This window comes from Gilvibacter sediminis (assembly GCF_028561565.1).
Taxonomy (GTDB): domain Bacteria; phylum Bacteroidota; class Bacteroidia; order Flavobacteriales; family Flavobacteriaceae; genus Gilvibacter; species Gilvibacter sediminis.
Window position 1 is genome coordinate 1087437 of sequence record NZ_JAQQTE010000001.1, and the last position, 16274, is coordinate 1103710.

General features: G+C 44.2%; 20 protein-coding genes. 2 read left to right on the forward strand and 18 right to left on the reverse strand.

Annotated elements, in window-relative coordinates:
• The first annotated feature begins 9 nt into the window (after positions 1-9).
• On the forward strand, positions 10-1245 hold the full coding sequence (locus POW22_RS04910; protein ID WP_272831509.1) for a POTRA domain-containing protein: 1236 nt from the start codon (positions 10-12) through the stop codon (positions 1243-1245).
• Here POW22_RS04910 and POW22_RS04915 read toward each other — a convergent pair.
• From POW22_RS04915 to POW22_RS05000, 18 genes are all read right to left on the reverse strand, one after another.
• Positions 1242-1811 carry a YceI family protein gene (locus tag POW22_RS04915; protein WP_272831510.1) on the reverse strand — a complete coding sequence of 190 codons (570 nt, stop codon included), beginning with the start codon at positions 1809-1811 and terminating at the stop codon, positions 1242-1244. The genes POW22_RS04910 and POW22_RS04915 overlap by 4 nt on opposite strands.
• Positions 1812-1821: 10 nt before the next feature.
• Entirely contained in the window at positions 1822-2310 is a 489-nt protein-coding gene (locus tag POW22_RS04920; protein ID WP_272831511.1) for a hypothetical protein, read from the reverse strand.
• A complete protein-coding gene (locus POW22_RS04925) occupies positions 2310-2702 on the reverse strand; it encodes a hypothetical protein (RefSeq protein WP_272831512.1) in 393 nt (130 codons plus the stop codon). The genes POW22_RS04920 and POW22_RS04925 overlap by 1 nt, the downstream gene beginning before the upstream one ends.
• A gap of 155 nt (positions 2703-2857) precedes the next feature.
• Positions 2858-3964 (reverse strand): helix-turn-helix domain-containing protein, encoded by a 1107-nt coding sequence (locus POW22_RS04930; RefSeq protein WP_272831513.1) that lies wholly within the window; start codon positions 3962-3964, stop codon positions 2858-2860.
• Between the two features lie 24 nt (positions 3965-3988).
• Entirely contained in the window at positions 3989-4717 is a 729-nt protein-coding gene (locus tag POW22_RS04935; protein WP_272831514.1) for a TIGR04283 family arsenosugar biosynthesis glycosyltransferase, read from the reverse strand.
• Positions 4707-5516: a DUF547 domain-containing protein gene (locus POW22_RS04940; RefSeq protein WP_272831515.1), complete on the reverse strand. Its 810-nt coding sequence runs from the start codon at positions 5514-5516 to the stop codon at positions 4707-4709. Before POW22_RS04940 ends, POW22_RS04935 begins: the two co-directional genes overlap by 11 nt.
• Before the next feature lie 10 nt (positions 5517-5526).
• Entirely contained in the window at positions 5527-6495 is a 969-nt protein-coding gene (arsM, locus tag POW22_RS04945; RefSeq protein WP_272831516.1) for an arsenosugar biosynthesis arsenite methyltransferase ArsM, read from the reverse strand.
• Positions 6496-6550: 55 nt separating this feature from the next.
• A complete protein-coding gene (locus tag POW22_RS04950) occupies positions 6551-7363 on the reverse strand; it encodes a purine-nucleoside phosphorylase (protein WP_272831517.1) in 813 nt (270 codons plus the stop codon).
• Positions 7360-7974 carry a TIGR04282 family arsenosugar biosynthesis glycosyltransferase gene (locus POW22_RS04955; protein ID WP_272831518.1) on the reverse strand — a complete coding sequence of 205 codons (615 nt, stop codon included), beginning with the start codon at positions 7972-7974 and terminating at the stop codon, positions 7360-7362. The genes POW22_RS04950 and POW22_RS04955 overlap by 4 nt, the downstream gene beginning before the upstream one ends.
• Positions 7967-8467, reverse strand: coding sequence for a rhodanese-like domain-containing protein (locus tag POW22_RS04960; RefSeq protein WP_272831519.1), 501 nt, complete (start codon positions 8465-8467; stop codon positions 7967-7969). Before POW22_RS04960 ends, POW22_RS04955 begins: the two co-directional genes overlap by 8 nt.
• Entirely contained in the window at positions 8467-9522 is a 1056-nt protein-coding gene (gene arsS / locus POW22_RS04965; protein ID WP_272831520.1) for an arsenosugar biosynthesis radical SAM (seleno)protein ArsS, read from the reverse strand. The genes POW22_RS04960 and arsS overlap by 1 nt, the downstream gene beginning before the upstream one ends.
• 11 nt (positions 9523-9533) lie before the next feature.
• Complete coding sequence (locus POW22_RS04970; protein ID WP_272831521.1) at positions 9534-9869, reverse strand: arsenosugar biosynthesis-associated peroxidase-like protein; 336 nt, start codon at positions 9867-9869, stop codon at positions 9534-9536.
• Positions 9870-10009: 140 nt separating this feature from the next.
• On the reverse strand, positions 10010-10759 hold the full coding sequence (locus tag POW22_RS04975) for a DUF481 domain-containing protein (protein ID WP_272831522.1): 750 nt from the start codon (positions 10757-10759) through the stop codon (positions 10010-10012).
• Between the two features lie 42 nt (positions 10760-10801).
• The gene (locus tag POW22_RS04980; RefSeq protein ID WP_272831523.1) at positions 10802-11215 is read right to left on the reverse strand and encodes a DUF6691 family protein; all 414 of its coding nucleotides are present in this window, start codon (positions 11213-11215) and stop codon (positions 10802-10804) included.
• A 1-nt stretch (position 11216) separates the two neighbouring features.
• A complete protein-coding gene (locus POW22_RS04985) occupies positions 11217-11774 on the reverse strand; it encodes a YeeE/YedE family protein (protein WP_272831524.1) in 558 nt (185 codons plus the stop codon).
• A gap of 117 nt (positions 11775-11891) precedes the next feature.
• Positions 11892-13307 carry an MBL fold metallo-hydrolase gene (locus POW22_RS04990; protein WP_272831525.1) on the reverse strand — a complete coding sequence of 472 codons (1416 nt, stop codon included), beginning with the start codon at positions 13305-13307 and terminating at the stop codon, positions 11892-11894.
• A 128-nt stretch (positions 13308-13435) separates the two neighbouring features.
• Entirely contained in the window at positions 13436-14236 is an 801-nt protein-coding gene (locus tag POW22_RS04995) for a sulfite exporter TauE/SafE family protein (RefSeq protein ID WP_272831526.1), read from the reverse strand.
• A 55-nt stretch (positions 14237-14291) separates the two neighbouring features.
• A complete protein-coding gene (locus POW22_RS05000) occupies positions 14292-14930 on the reverse strand; it encodes a Crp/Fnr family transcriptional regulator (RefSeq protein ID WP_272831527.1) in 639 nt (212 codons plus the stop codon).
• Between the two features lie 135 nt (positions 14931-15065).
• Between POW22_RS05000 and POW22_RS05005 the strand changes: the two genes are divergently transcribed.
• Complete coding sequence (locus POW22_RS05005; protein WP_272831528.1) at positions 15066-15743, forward strand: hypothetical protein; 678 nt, start codon at positions 15066-15068, stop codon at positions 15741-15743.
• The last annotated feature ends 531 nt before the right edge of the window (positions 15744-16274 follow it).

The window sequence follows — 16274 nt, forward strand, 5'->3', positions numbered from 1 at the left end:
ATACTTTGCATGGCGTTTTTGCTGCTAAGCGCAGCCAGTTTTGGACAAGAGGTCTCTGAGATCGTCTTTCAAGAGAACAAACGCTCTAAGACCGCTTTTTTGAAGAACTTGGTGGAGCTTCGCCCGGGAATGAAATTAGACTCGGCCCAACTGGAACGCGATGTGAATTTTATGATCCGCTTGGCGGGAGTTTCTCACGCCTATTTCCAAGTGCATCCCAAAGAAGACGGCACAGTCAAAGTGGTTTTTGGGGTTCAGGACAATTTTACGCTCATTCCTCAGCTCAATGTCTATACCACCAATGATGATGAATTTGCGTATCGGATCGGCCTTTACGAGTACAATTTTTTAGGCCGAAATATTACGATAGGCGGGTTTTATCAAGACGATATCTTTTCTTCCTTCGGATTGAATTTTAGAGCTCCTAACCTCTTTTCACGCAAGTTTGGTTTGGCTGTAAACTTCGGAGACATCACTACGCTAGAACCGGTGTTTTTAGACGATGGAGATGCAGATTATCGCTATAATAACACCTCCATTGAGGCCTTAGCGCTTTATCAATTCAATTTCTTCCACAGTGCCCAGCTAGGAATCAATTTCTTTAATGAGGATTACGATTATGTGGATGGAGCAACCCAGGATGGAGTTCCCTTGGATTTCGACGTAGATAAGGTCCTTTTCAAGGGTATTTATGAATACCGCAACGTCGATTTCTACTTTCAATATTTAGAGGGATTCCGCAGTACGCTCAACCTCCAATACGTCTTGAGTTCAGATCCTGTTCTGCCTGATTTTGTTATTGGTTGGAATGATTTTATCTACTACAAACGCGTGGGTAAACGTGGAAACTGGGCTTCTCGACTACGCGTGGGGTTAGCTAGTAATGACGAATCTCCTTTTGCCCCTTTTGCTGTAGATAACAACTTGAACATTCGCGGGGTGGGGAACATCATTGATCGCGGTACTGGAGTGATCGTGCTTAACACCGAATACCGCCACACCTTAGTCGACAAAGATTGGTTTGTGCTGCAAGGCAATGTCTTTGTCGACAGTGGAAGTTGGCGCAATCCTGGGGGAGACCTCAGTGATTTTGGCGACAGTCAGAACGTTCGGATTTATCCAGGTGTGGGCTTGCGATTTATTCACAAAAGAATCTTCAACGCAATTTTCAGGATTGATTACGGCTATGGGATCTCTGATAAGGCAACCCGCGGATTTGTCTTCGGAATAGGGCAATACTTCTAGAATCGATTCGGGAAACTCAGCACACCCTTCAAATTAAAGGCATCTGCAATGGCCTGATCTTTCAGCTTTGTGAAAATACTCGGCGAGTTATAGGTAATACCGTAGGCCGTACGATCAAGTTCAGCATCAAAAGTTATGGTGATCAGTTTATCGGTAATATTGATCCAAGCTGGAATCTGCTCAGTTACCGCTTTATTCTTAATAGACATTACGCCTTGTAATTGACAGTTTCCGTTGTTGAGGTCTACCGGAGCCGTCAGAGTGAAAACAGCTTGAGGAAAGACCTTCACATCAAAGAAGTCTTCATTGCGCAAATGTCTTTGCAGTTTTTTATTCTCTTGAGATAGGCTTTTCATATCTACGGCAACGGTCAAGGCGGTAATTTGGTCGTTTTCTATAGTGATGATGGCCTTGTCAATATCCAAGGTTCCTTCTGGTGCGTAGCTGCCCATGGCTGCCTTACCTTGCCAGGTTAGGGGTTTGGTGTTTTTGAGTTCGAGGGTTTGTTGTCCCAGTCCCAAGTAAGGAAACAACATCAAAGTGAATAGAAAAACAATAGCTTTCATAACAAGTCTTTTAAGGGTTTAATAATTGATCGGTGGTGTGAATAGTGGCGAAACCGCAAACGCGCTGTCCATCCTCAGTCTCTGCAATGAAATACCACATGGCCCATCCGCCAAAGAGTCTGTCATCTGTGCGCCAATTGTCTGTCCAAACATAAGGATGACCTTGCAACAACGCTTGATCTTTGATCCCAAAGCTCTTCTTGAGTTCTTTGAGCGGGTATTTCTTTCTGAGGTTCCATTGGTCGTTGTAATACAGATAAGCGCCGTATTCAATGATCTTTGCGGGAGCCTGATTGCTCATCACTCCGGTAGCGTGTTTCCAATAGTAACGCTCATCAATCTTGACCGGGTGGTTCACTTTAGGGAAGTGCATGACTTCCAAAGCTTGCGGAATCCCTTCCAAGGCTTTCGGGATGAGCCCCTCGGGCGGGGTGCCGTAATTGACTTGAGCAAAGCTCACGGCAGTTAACAAAAGAATCAGGTGCAGCAAGGTTCTCATTAGTTCTGGGTTTTAGTAGCGATCCAAACGGCTAGAAAGTTTCTGTCAATAGCATGAGTAGTGCCGTAAAGCTTTCCTTCTTTGAGGTAGAAGGTGGTGTTGTAAGAACCGCTATTGTCTCCAGAGACCAGTGCGCCGTATACAATCCCAAGTTGTGTATTCAACTGGCCGTTGGTCAATTTGACTCCTTCTCTGTAAAAGGTGCCTTCAAAACTGTTGCCCTTGATTTTTTCAATGCGCATCATGGCAAAATTGTCATCCGTGGTGTCTTGTGGACTCATATCGAGTTTCCAGGTGCCAATGAGTTCTTGAGTTTGTGCGTTGTTCTGTGCGCAGGCACTTAAGGGAATTAAAAAGCAAAGCAGTAAAAGGGTCTTGAATGTGTTTTTCATTAGATTGAATTTTTTAAGCGATCTCCAATGGGTGATTCGCAATGATAAGCCAAAGATGCGATAAGATGTGACGCCAATCGTCTCAATTGGAGAAATGAGACCTGATTGGAAGGTTTTGTTTGGTGTCGTTTTGAAAAATGAGACTCAGAAAAGCCCTATTTTAGGGCGCTAGGAGATTTTCCAGTGATTTTTTTAACGGCGCGATTAAAAGAAGCTTTGGAGTTGAATCCGGCATCAAAAGCCAAACTTAAAAGGGTGAATTGTTCGTTTTTTGGGTCAGACAAAAGCGTTTTTACTGCTTCAATTCGATAGCCGTTGACCAGATCACTGAACTTGGTTTTAAGCACTACATTGAGCGCCTTGGTGATCAAATACGATTTAGTGTCTAAAAGATCAGCCAGCTTTTTTACACTCAATTCAGGGTCTTTATAAAGCTGCTGCTCTTCCATGGCTGTGGTGATCTTATCCGCAACTTGTTGCAGCTGATCCAAATTCTTTTCAGATACCGTGGCATTGCTCCTAAAGGCGTCTTCATTGCGGCGGGAGAACCCTTCCAATCCCATCCAATAGGTGATGGCTGCCATCCCCACAAAAACAGGATGCCCGTAAAACAGATTGCTGTTGTAGCTGAAAAAGAAGTAATCGATCCCAATACCAATTAAATAGAGCGCTGTAAAAACGAGCAACACTTGAATCACCCGCTTGATCCAAACCACCCGTTCCGGAATGATCCTTATTTGCGGATCGTTCAAGGCTTCATTGAGCACTTTGACGGACTTGCGCGCATAAATAATGATCAAGGTTGCAGAGATCACGAACATGGTCGGGTAGTGCATCCAAACTACATAACCCCAATAGCCTAGCCAACTCAGACTTTCTCGTGTACCGTCCCAATAAAAGTTCTGACTTTTGATAAAGAAACTCCAAATGACCTCGATAATAACAGGCAGGAAGTGTAAAAGGTGAATGCGTTCCAGTTTGAACTTTGGCCGCACATAACTCAGCACAAACAAATAAAGCAAAGGGCCGTAGATCCAGTTATATTCCAAGAGCACATGATACCAGAAGTCGTAGCGTCCCAGCTCAAAGATCTTCATGGTCTCCACAATGAGACGGTAGGAGAAAAAGAAAAGGATTGCGGCCAAAAATTGATTGGCCAAGGCGTGTGGTCCTTGACTGCGCCAGAGAATGATCCCAAAGGTTATGCCTTGAATAGCTCCTGCACAGAGCAATACGACCAATAATACTTCCCAAACTTCCACTTCTTTAAAGATAGTGAAGTTGGGCTATTTCGCAAGGTGTTTTTGATAGTAGGCGTAAAGATGTTCCGGTCCAGCGCCGCGGCGGTGTTTGAGTTGGATCATCCAGAAATGGTACTGCAGTTTCCAAATGCCCGTCTTTTCGTAACGACGGCAAGAAGTAATCAGCGTTTTGGGTATGACCGTGAATTGCCCGCGCTCGTAAAGGGCTTCTATGAGCATATTGTCCTCAAAGATTATATAGGATTCATCAAAGCCTCCTATACTCTCAAAGAGCTCACGGGTGATGAATTGACTTTGATCTCCACCGCGGCAGATCTTCCAGTTCAGTCTAGTGAGCCATCCGGCCAAGCGAAGCCACCAATGAGAAGAATCAAAACGCATTCTAAAACAGCCGGCTAGCTTATCTCGATCCACCTCTTTATAAATCAGGGCATCAAATCCCACGGGAGGTAAACTGTCCGCGTGTAAGAAGTAGAATATTTTACCAACAGCCTTTTGTGCTCCTAAATTCATTTGCACTGCTCTTCCTTTTTCAGAGGAGTTTATCCATCGGATATTAAACTCCTTGTGCTGATTGTGGTAGCGCTCGAATTCTTGAACGGATGCGTCTTTGCTACCACCGTCTATGAGCAACACTTCCGCCTGCTCGGGGAAACTCATTTGCTGATACAGATGTTGTAAAAGGGTATAAATTTGGTCGGCCTCATTGAGCACCGGAACAATTATACTGAGTTTGGGTCTGTTATTGTTCATTTAGGGACCAATCGTACTCCAGGAATTCCAAAGTGGTCTCTGGAGCAATTTGCACATCGCTATATCGATTGATAAATTCTTTTACACTTTCGGTGCCATTGGCTAAATAATCTTTAGCGTACCAATTAAATAACTGAGATACTTTGGCCTGATTTTTCTTGATCTCATTGCGTTCAGAGTTGATGAAGTCACGGGTGACCAACTCTAGCTGAGCATCAATATCATCGGCAGTGAAAGCTTCATTGAGCAATTTTGGGCATGAAAAAGACGCGCAGTTGATCGCAAAGTGGATCCGCGGCTCGTTCATTTTGCGCAGCAAACTGTTCTCTATGCCACCTAGACTGAGGTTCTTATTCCCAACAGGGACAAAGGCTTTGGTCCAAGGTCCGTCCAAGTCTTTGATGCTTGCCGTTGGGTAATTTTCCAAGATCAACTTTATAGTGTAGGCATTGTACAGGTTGATATAGTAAGCCAATTGCTCTTGCACCGACCAGGTCTCGTCAGGCTGATAGCTTGAGAGGTAATTACAGTAAGCGTCTAGATCTTTTTTGTCCTTTTGGAATCCTTTGTAATCTACAAATCCCGCTTCATTCACGTGACGCTGCAGCAAAGTGGTCCAACTGCTGTGGTCCAACATCTCAGAAGAAGTTTTACGGGCCGCAGTAAGGTTTGCAGGTGCTTTCTTAGCGGACAGTCCTTGCTTGCTAAGTCCGGCAGCTCCTAGGAGGCCACAAGATTGCAGACTCAAAGCCATAAAGCCAACTAAGGCAAATCGAATAAGTAGGTTTAGGGTTTTCATGGGATTTGTATTAGCAACAACCGCCACCGTCGTAATGCCAGGTAGACTCGCTGATGTAAATATCATCACGGCCTAGATCTGCCAAATTACCAGCGGTTTTATCACAAACGGCAATGGGTTGATTCTTTAATAGGATGTGTCCTTTTTTATCATCCAAGTATTCGTCTTCTCCAAAGTAGATCGCAGCTTTTCCTGTGAAGACACAGGGGCCGTCTTCTGGCATAGGGTCTTTGATGGCCGCTACCTCTATACTTTCAATGTAGATTAACTCATCGGTTGGATAATTCTTTGGATCCAAGATGCGATAAGGCTTACGCGCTCTGATCTCGATAGTTCCAAAACCAGCATCAGTCAAGGCTTTTACATATTCCGAGATTGGTAGACTACCACTTAAACAAAGTGCACGTAAACGCTCGTCATTTCGGAGAGTATCATTCATAGGTTGCTCGCAAGTCGGGTCGCTCATCACCAAGCGTCCGTGTGGTTTTAGCACGCGATACATTTCTGCGATAGCTTGTTTAAGATCGTCTTCTTTAAAGATGTTGAACAAACAATTCTGAGCCGCCACGTCCACGCTATTGTCTTCTAGTGGAAGGTTCATCGCGTCACCTTTACGCAACTCAACAAACTCACTTTTAAACCAAGGGTTTTGAGCTTCTGCTTCAATAAAGTTCTTCTTAGAGGCTTCCAACATTTCATCCACCACATCCACACCGATCACTCCGCCTTTTTGGCGTGAGAAGTAGCTGAACTGCAACAGCTCCATACCTCCACCAACTCCTACGTAAAGGATCTTTGGCTCGTTGACCAGATCACGAGCGTGAACCGTGCTTCCGCAGCCGTAGTTCATCTCTTGCATGATCTTTGGGATCTTCAGTCCAGGCAATTCCCAGATTGGATTGGTGGTACAACACAGCCCTACATCTGGAGTAAGTGCTGCTTCTTTATATACGTCGTGGGTTGTCTCTAAGTAACTCATAGTGGTTTGTTAACGTAAGTCTCAGTCGTTTTTGATTAGCTGAACTTACTGAATTTTAAAGTGATTCTATTAGGCCTTTAAATAAGGCGATCATATCCGGTTCTGCTTTTTCTGCCATGGCGATGATCTCCGGAATATCAACGGGCTGCAAATTGTCTGGGTCACATTCGTCTGTCAAAACAGAAACTGCGACTACTGGCAAGCGCAAGTGATTGGCTACAATGACCTCAGGCACGGTACTCATGCCTACAGCATCGGCCCCAATGATCTTGAGGTAACGATATTCTGCACGCGTCTCCAATTGCGGGCCAACAACGCTGGCATAAACTCCTTTGTGCAATTGAACACCAGATGCTTTGGCCAATGATTCAAGTGTATTGTTCATCTCGGTGTCATAAGGCGCCGCCATGTCTACAAACCGATCTCCTAATTGATCCACGCCGTTGAAAGCAAGGGGGGAGCCTCCTTGCAGATTGATATGGTCATCAATAAGCATCAATTCTCCTTTTTTAAAGTTGAGGTTGATGGCACCCGCTGCGTTAGAAACCAAGAGTTTCTTAATGCCCAAAGCATGCATGATACGCACACCGTAGGTCACATCTTGCAAGGTGTATCCCTCATAGACGTGAAAGCGTCCTTGCATGATGATCACGCGTTTGCCCGCTAAAGTTCCATACAAAAGTTTGCCTTTGTGGAAGGCCACGGTAGCCGTTGGGAAATTCGGGATCAAATTATAAGAGATCTCTTTTTGAATCTCGACGTGTTCTGGCAAGCGTTCTAAGCCAGTTCCTAAAATGATTCCGATCTCCGGATTGTCAAATCCTTTGCCCTTTAAAAAATCAGTGGTTTGTTCTATCAGGTTTATCATTGCAAGTGTTCAGGTATAAATCTTTGGAATTCCGCTTTGTCCTTAATGTCCTCAAAATAGTCAATATCATTGCGAACCGGAAGACTACTGAAGTTTTTATTCAATAAATCGTTGATGGTGTCCATCAGCACGGTATCGGTTCCCCATTCTTTCTTCTCAAAGATCTCAGGGATGAGATGAGTCATTCCTAAAAAGTAATAGCCGCCATCCTGCGCAGGGCCGATCACGGCTTCGTGCTGGTCTAAAAGGGCTAAACCATCAATTAGGTCTTTACTCTGTAGATCAAAAAGATCGCTTCCTATTATGGCTAGTTTCTTATAGCCTTTAGCAAACAATTGCTCAAAGGCGGAGCGCATTTTTAGCCCTAGATCTCCTTCACTTTGCACCTCTTTTTGATAGATGTTTTCATCCCAACGGTCGTTGTTATGGACTTTCTCGGAATAAAAAACATATTTATCAAAAGGCAAGTCACGAGTAATGGAAACCGTATGGTCCAACAAAAATTGATAAACCTCCAAAGCGTTTTGATCACCTATGGTAGCGGCTAAACGTGTTTTGCATTTGCCCAATTCTGGGTTGCGCGTAAATATGATCAAAGCTGAATCAGTCATGTACAGCAGTTCCTTTAATTAAATATTTCCCCCAGCTCGGGCCGTAAACGTGCACCGCTTCTGTGGGCTGCTGATTCATATCGTAGACTTCAAATTCGTTGTTCTTCCAAGAGAGAATTCCACCTTTTAGGTTTTGAACGTTGGTGTATCCTTTTTGCAGTAGGAGTGCACCTATGTCTTCAGATCGAACCCCAACGGTACAATAGACGATGATTTGATCGGCTTCTTTCAATGATTTTTTTGCCTCTTTGCTCAGTTCAAAATCGTCATAACCCACAAAAATGGCATCGGGCAAATGACTGGTTTGGTACTCCTCAGCTTCACGCGCATCCAACACTACCACTTTTTTTCCTGACGTTAAGGCAGTCGCGGTTTGGGTGGCCGTGATATAAGGCACAGTGTCTTCGTTGTACTTTTGGAGCAACGCATCCCAATCCTGTTGGCCATAAGCCAAAGAACTGATCAGTAGCAATAAAAACAGCAATCTTTTCATTAGGCAACGGTTCCCTGACAACTGCTTCCTGCGCCGGCCGTGCAGCCATAGCAGTGTTGGGAGATCACAATATTTCTGTTTTGTAGTAAGTCTTCGTTGTACTCTGAGATGTGTTTTACCTTGGAGTTCACCGGCAAACCGAGCATCTGATTGAAGTCACAATCATAAAGGTAGCCGTCCCAACTTATGGAAAGCGTATTGGTACACATCACATTGGCAACCGCCGCTGGATTAAAAGCTTCCACCAACTGATACATATAATCCTCGTAATTGTCTGAGGCGATCAAATAATCCAAAAAGCGGGAGATCGGCAAATTGGTAATGGCAAACAAGTTGTGGAATTGAATTCCAAAATCTTCCATCAAAGCTTTTTTAAAATCCTTTTCCATGCTGGCCTGATCGCCAGGCAAGAAGGCTCCAGAAGGATTGTAAACTAAATCTAAGCGCAACGAGCTGTCCGGCATTCCGTAACCGCGGTCGTTGAGTTCTTGCAGAGCTTTTATGGATTTGTCAAAAACACCGTCTCCGCGTTGCTTGTCTGTTTTACCACGCGTCCAGTGCGGCATAGAAGACACTACGTGAATGTTGTGTTTCTTAAAGAAATCGGGGAGGTCGTAGTACTTTTTATTGGCGCGGATGATCGTTAGGTTAGATCGAACAATAAAATCCTTGATCCCTGCTTTGGCGGCTTCTTCTACGAACCATCTAAAATCTGGGTTCATCTCAGGAGCGCCTCCAGTCAGATCCAAAGTGTGCGCACCAGTGTTGCGGATCACCTCCAAACATTGCTGCATGGTCTCTCGGGTCATGATCTCTTTCCGATCCGGACCTGCATCCACGTGGCAGTGTTCGCAAACCTGATTACACATATACCCAACATTGATCTGCAGGATCTCCAATTTGTTTGGGCGCAAGGGAAAATGTCCTACGCCTTTGATCTTCTCGGCAAAAGTGGGCAATTCTCCATCGGCAAAGATACCGTTGGACAAAAGTTCCAATTGCCTTTGGGCATTGGCCAATTCGCTTTCGCGTTTCTTTAAGGATTTTGTCGCCATAAAGCAGTGAGCTACATGCTCAGTTTATTGTATTTGTTCATCATTTGAACACCGTGAACGAGTGTGGCTCCGCTCTCAATAGCAGCGCCAGCATGAACCGCTTCCATCATTTCTTCCTTGGTGATTCCGCGCTGCAAACCGTCTTTGGTATAGGCATCAATGCAATATGGGCATTTAACCACATGGGATACGGCTAAGGCGATCAATGATTTCTCACGGGCAGACAGGGCGCCTTCTTCAAAGACTTTTCCGTAGTAATCAAAGAATTTGGTGCCGAGTTCTTCACTCCATTCGGTGATCTTTCCAAATTTGCGCAGATCGGCAGGATCGTAATAAGAATTTGCCATAAGTTCTCTTTGTTTTATATACGAGATTTTGCTCGTTCTGGTTTTGTAATTCGTAAAGATACAAAGGTAGTCTCGCTATGGGGGAATAGCTTACGCAGAATTATGACTTTTTTAGCCCTTTCGGTAAAAGGCGCTCATTTCTAGTCAAATGTATAGGTTACCCCAGTGCTGAAGCTGTATTGCGAGTTTGGAATCCCTATGGCTGGAAAGGCGTCATAAATGAAAACATAAGTAACGTTTAGGTTGAAGTTTTCAAACATTTTGACCAGCAGGGTAGATTCTGATGAGATCCTAAAGTCCGACCATTTGTCCAGCTGTGGTTGGTAATAAGTGGTGCTGACCAAACTGAAGTTGTCATTGGGAAAGAGACTAAAAGATAAATATGAGCTCAAACGCACATCGCGCTGGTTTGGGGTGATTCCATCGGCTACCTCCTCGTATTCAAACATCACCAGATTCCCAAAATAGAATTTGTAATCCTCAGAGCTGGAGATCTTGTAGCGCGGTCCGGTCCCTAAAAGACCTCTAAAGTCAATCAAAGCCACACGGTTGTACTGCCCTTGAGCAAAGGCTTCCCAACGCCAACGGTCAGAAAGTACATAATTATAGCGCAGGTGGGTAATTCCAAAATTGGAGAAATCATCATCATTGAGTTTTCTAAAGGCGATCTGGTTTTTAAGCAAGAAAAGATGTTTCTCGGTCTTGTATTGCACGTGAATATCAGATCCCAAACTGATGATATCATTCACGTTTCTCACCAAGGCAAAGTTCACGGTTGCAGAACCAGACCAGCCTGAGGTATCGGTTACTTTTCTTAAAGATTCAGCGTTTAGAATTTGAGCTTGTGCTGCAGAAGAGAACAGCAACAAAAGCATCAGCAGCTTTTTCATGGTTGTTTGGTTGGTGCTGCCAATGTACTAAATTCTGCTTTTTTAATGCGGAAGATTATCCCTGATTAAGCCGTAGACAAAGGTGCCCAACAAACCACTCGCTATAACAACAAGCATGCTGGCATAGCCACTGCCTAAAAGGGTAAACATTGGGCCAGGGCAAGCTCCGGCCAAGGCCCAGCCCAATCCAAAGAGTATTCCTCCTAAAAGATAGCGGTATCGTCTGTTTTCTTTAGGGTTGATTTGAATTTGAGCGCCATTGAATCCCTTGAGTTTTTTGCGTTTGATGAGCTGAACTACTAGGACTCCAAGGCCAACTGCCGTACCGATGATCCCATACATATGAAAGGAATCAAATTGAAACATCTCGTAAATTCTAAACCAAGAAGCAGCTTCCGACTTAAACAAGGTAATACCCAATAGTAGTCCGACGGCTAAAAAATAGATCGTGCGCATTTTAAAAAAGAATTGGAAAGATTAAATGAACCATCACTAAACCCCCAATAAAAAAGCCCATTACGGCTAGTAGTGAAGGCAATTGTAAATTGCTCAGGCCAGAGATGGCGTGTCCAGAGGTGCAGCCACCGGCATAGCGCGCGCCAAATCCAACGAGGAATCCACCTATGATCAATAAGGCCAATGATTTTGGTTCCGTTAATGCTTCGGTTCCAAACAAAAATTCTGGCAAGTAGGCTTTACCGGCATCTGTGGCTCCAATTTGTTGGAGTTTTTCTACGGAGGATTCGTTGATCGAAACAGCACTGTCATTACTCAAAAAGTTGGCTCCGATAAATCCGCCCAAAATAGTTCCAACCATCACCCAGAGGTTCCAGCGTTGTGCCCTCCAATCAAACTTGAAAAATGAAGCTTTTTTATTCGCGCCGCACAGAGTACACAGGGTTCTGAAGTTTCCCGAAACTCCAAAACTCTTGTTTCCCCATAACAGCAGGGCCATGACCCCGGTGATCAAAATACCCGAAATATACCAGGGCCATGGTTCCATAAATATGTTCATACCTGTAGGATTTCTGCCAAAATTAGCAGCCCAGGACGGGAACTACGGTAACTTGAGTTACACTTAAGGAAAAAAGCCCGGAGTCTCCACCCCAGGCGTGCAACAACTAAAAAAAAACTACAAGAGCGTGGTTGGGCAGACATAGTCTGTGTAAGGCACAGAGGTCTCCTTAATCGCTGCAAAACCACCTTGTACATCGGTAATATTTTCCCAGCCTCTTTGTTTGAGCATGGAAGCCGCTATCATGCTTCTATAACCTCCGGCGCAATGCAAAACCAGCGGTTTGTCTTTAGGGAAGCTCGCCAAGTGTTGATTGAGTTCATTCAGAGGAATGTTTGTGGCTTCCAAAACATGTTGGGAGTTGAATTCACTTCTTTTTCTAACGTCAAAAAGTTCAATGCCGTTAGTGATCATCATGTTTTCAAAGGTCTTGGCGTTAATTCGGCCAATGCTGTCAATTTCATTGCCGGAGTCTTTCCAAGTAGGGAAACCGCCAGTTAAAAAGCCAATGACCCCATCATAACCAACACGAGACAATCGCGTAATAGCTTCTCTTTCTTTGCCTGGTTCTGTAATCAGTAGAATCTCTTGTTTTACACTCGGGATCAGTTCTCCCACCCATTGCGCAAAGTTTCCGTTGAGGCCTATGTTGATGCTGTTGGGAATAAAGCCTTTGGCAAATTCCTCTGGATTGCGAACATCCAAGATCAAAGCACACGTCTCATTGGCGGCAGCTTCAAAAGCTTCAGGCCCTAGTGGTCTATCGGCTCGTTGCATAACGTTTTCCAAGGAATCATATCCTTTGAGATTCATGAGTACATTCTGAGGAAAGTATCCTGGAGGCGTAGTGAGTCCTGTGAGCAATTCATCAATAAATTCCTCTTTGGTCATGTCTGCTCTTAGGGCGTAGTTTACTTTTTTCTGATTCCCCAAAGTATCTGTGGTCTCTTTACTCATCATTTTACCACAAGCAGATCCGGCACCGTGATTCGGATACACGATCAAATGATCGGGAAGTGTCATTATTTTATTGCGGAGGGAATCAAACAGCAAGGCTGCCAGTTTTTCTTCTGTGAGATCTGCAATTACGTGTTGGGCCAGATCCGGTCGGCCTACATCGCCAATAAACAAAGTGTCTCCCGTGATGATCCCGTGCATCTCCCCATTTTGATTTATTAAGAGGTAAGTAGTACTCTCTAAAGTGTGACCCGGAGTGTGGATCACGCGTACGGTATAGCGGCCTACCTTAAATTCTTGGCCGTCTTCAGCAACTATAGCCTCGTAACCTGGTTTGGCAGAAGGGCCATAGACAATGTCCGCTCCTGTTTGTTTTTGAAGGTCTAAATGCCCACTTACAAAGTCTGCGTGGAAATGTGTTTCAAAGACGTATTTGATCTGAGCCTTATCTTTTTTAGCCCGATTTATATAAGGACCAACTTCTCGTAAAGGGTCAAAGATTGCTGCTTCGCCTTGGTCTTCTAAGTAGTAGGCGGCATGGGCTAAGCATCCGGTATATATCTGTTCTATTCGCATCGTTTTGAACGTTTTAAGAGTTTGATAGTTCAAAATTAGGGCGGCGAATCGAGCTAAAAAGTGACCAATGTTACCTTAGCCTATTTATTTTTAGAAAAAGTGATGAAATTGGAGGAAAACAAGTCGTTTTAGGCAGAAATCTCCATAAAAATGATGTAAAAAGCCATTCCAAGTACAAACCAACCGAAGGCTTTTTTGAGCTTTTTGCCGTCAATGAATCCTCCGAGCCAGATTCCCAAAAAGATCCCGATTACAGACATTGCAGTAAAAGATAGCAGGAAGCCCCAATCGATCTGTAAATTCTCAACATCGCCAATAAAACCTATTAAAGACTTAATTGCAATGATCAAAAGGGAAGTGGCTACCGCTTTTTTCATAGGCAGCTTGGCCAGCAGAACAAGTGCGGGAATGATCAAAAATCCGCCACCGGCTCCAACCAATCCGGTTAAAACACCCACGGCCAATCCTTCAATGACAATAAGCGGATAGTTGTACTGCACCTCCTCATTTTCATCGGGATCGCCTTTTTTAGAACGAATCATTGAAAAGGAAGCCAAAAGCATGATCACAGCAAAGAAGATCATGATGGCAATGTCCTTGGTAACCACAAATTCTCCAACATTGGTTAAGCTATCAGGAATTGCCGGAATGATGAATTTGCGCGTTATATAAACCGCGATAAATGCAGGAATTGCGAAAACAATAGCGGTTCTAAAGTCTACCAGACCTTTTTGCATATTTCTAAAAGCTCCTACTAGAGCAGAGACCCCAACAACGAATAGGGAGTATGCCGTTGCTAGAATCGGGTTGTAGCCCAGAAGATAAACCATAACAGGCACTGTGAGGATGGATCCACCACCACCTACCAGGCCTAAAACCAATCCAACCACTAAGGCTGCCATATACCCTAAAACGTCCACGAGTTCCATTATTGATTAACAGGGCAAAATTAGATCGGCCAGCGCCGAGATTTGGTAACTAAAGTCACACATCAGCTTCAATTAAGGTGATGTGACTTCTATGGAGGCTGATACGGCCTTCGTTTTCAAGCTTTTTTAGAATTCTAGAGATCACTACCCGAGAAGTGTGCAGTTCTTGGGCTAATTCTTTATGAGTGTTGTAAACCTCTTTGTTCTGAACGATCTGGGCTTTCTCTTGCAATAGCTTCATCACCCGATCTTCCAGATTCATAAAGGCAATGGAATCTATAGCGTCTAGCATTTCCATCATGCGGTCGTGATAACTGTCCATGACAAATCCCCGCCAACTTTTGTATTTTCCTAACCAACTTTCCATGTGTTGGACGGGGATTAATATCAATTGGGTGTCTGTTTCCGTAACCGCTCGGATCTCACTTTTTGTAGCGCCCATGCAACAACTCAAGGTCATGGCACAGGTGTCGCCTTTCTCTAAAAAGTACAGCAGGAGCTCATCACCCTGCTGATCCTCTCGCATGATTTTAATAGCACCCTGGAGTAGAAGCGGCATGGATTTGACGTATTGACCAAAATCCATCAAGATCGTATCGGCAGGAATGTCTTTATAGACTCCAACTGCCGCGATCTCTTCGAGGAGTTCGCGCTCAAATTGCCCGCCGTATAAATCAATGAGTAATTCTTCCATTTTTGCTAGCACTAAGGTACATTCTTATGCGGATTTAAATCCTATCGGGGTGGTGGGTTAATGCACAATCATTGCGCCTGAGGATTATTAGGAGTATTTTTGTAGCTTAACCATTCAAACAAAACAACTTACACCATGACCCAATTGAAAAACCTAATTGTGCTGCCCATTTTGGCCCTGCTTATTTCTGGATGTTCTTCTACCAAAGTATTGGAAAGCTGGAAGGCTACAGACGCTGGAGATGTCAAGTCGAAGAACTTTTTAGTGATCGCTCGGACAGACAATCCTACGGTGCGTAAGGCCTTTGAAGATGCCATGCTCAGAGAGCTGCGCAATAACAAAATGAAAGGTATGGTGAGTTATGATTTTATGGAAGATCTCAAGCCTGACAAACAACTCAGTGAGGCTGAGATTGAGGCTGCAAAACAGATGATCCGCGATAAAGGTTTTGAGGCTGTGGTGATCACAGTATTAAAGGACAAGAAACAAACGGTTAATATCAAAAAGGAAGGTGGATACTATTCGGGAGCGACCTATTCAAGCTCCATAGATCCCTACTTATATACGTTCTACAATTATTACAACCACCCGAATTCTGCGCCAACGGTTCGTTATTCTGGAAATTATGTGGAGCCGAGTATCAATGAAGAGCGTTCTGTAACCTATGTAGTGGAAACTCTTGTTTTTGATCTGGAAAAGCCGGCCAAGCAACAATTAGTTGGGCAAGTGACCTCAAGTTTACAAGATCCGGACAGTGCTGCTGACGTAGCCAACGGTTATGCGCGTAGTGTGGCTAGGGCGTTGAGGGAGTAGTTTGGTTTTTTGGGCGCTTCCTTCAATGTGTTGAGGTTTGGCTACTAACGGTCATCGAGTGATTTTCATGAAATGAAAATTGTATCGAGATGACATTTTAATTTGAAGGGTTGTTTTTAGGGCGCCTGCCTTCGGCACCGCGCTATTCGCTACAACTCCTCGCTCGCAGGCTCGCTGTGGGGTTTTCGCTGCTATCGCTGGCGCGGGGTGAGGTCTTCAGAGTCAGGTATGGTCCGGTGAAACCAAATACACTATATTTAAGCGTGAATAGAAATCTCCTAACACAATACTGGATTGAGGTAGATACAAATAATCCATCTTTTAAAAAGATTGGTGTGACGGCCTATTCTTTAGACGACGCCTTCAATATTCTTAAGGATCATCTGCCAGTTAACTTTGATGATGATTTAGCCTTTGAGGTCACAGAGGACATTAGCTTCGAAGAACTTGATCATAATCATGTTGTGCCAAACATGGGTCCTATTTCTGAAAGAGGCATTTGGTATCCCAGGATTCTTTGACCTTCGGCCA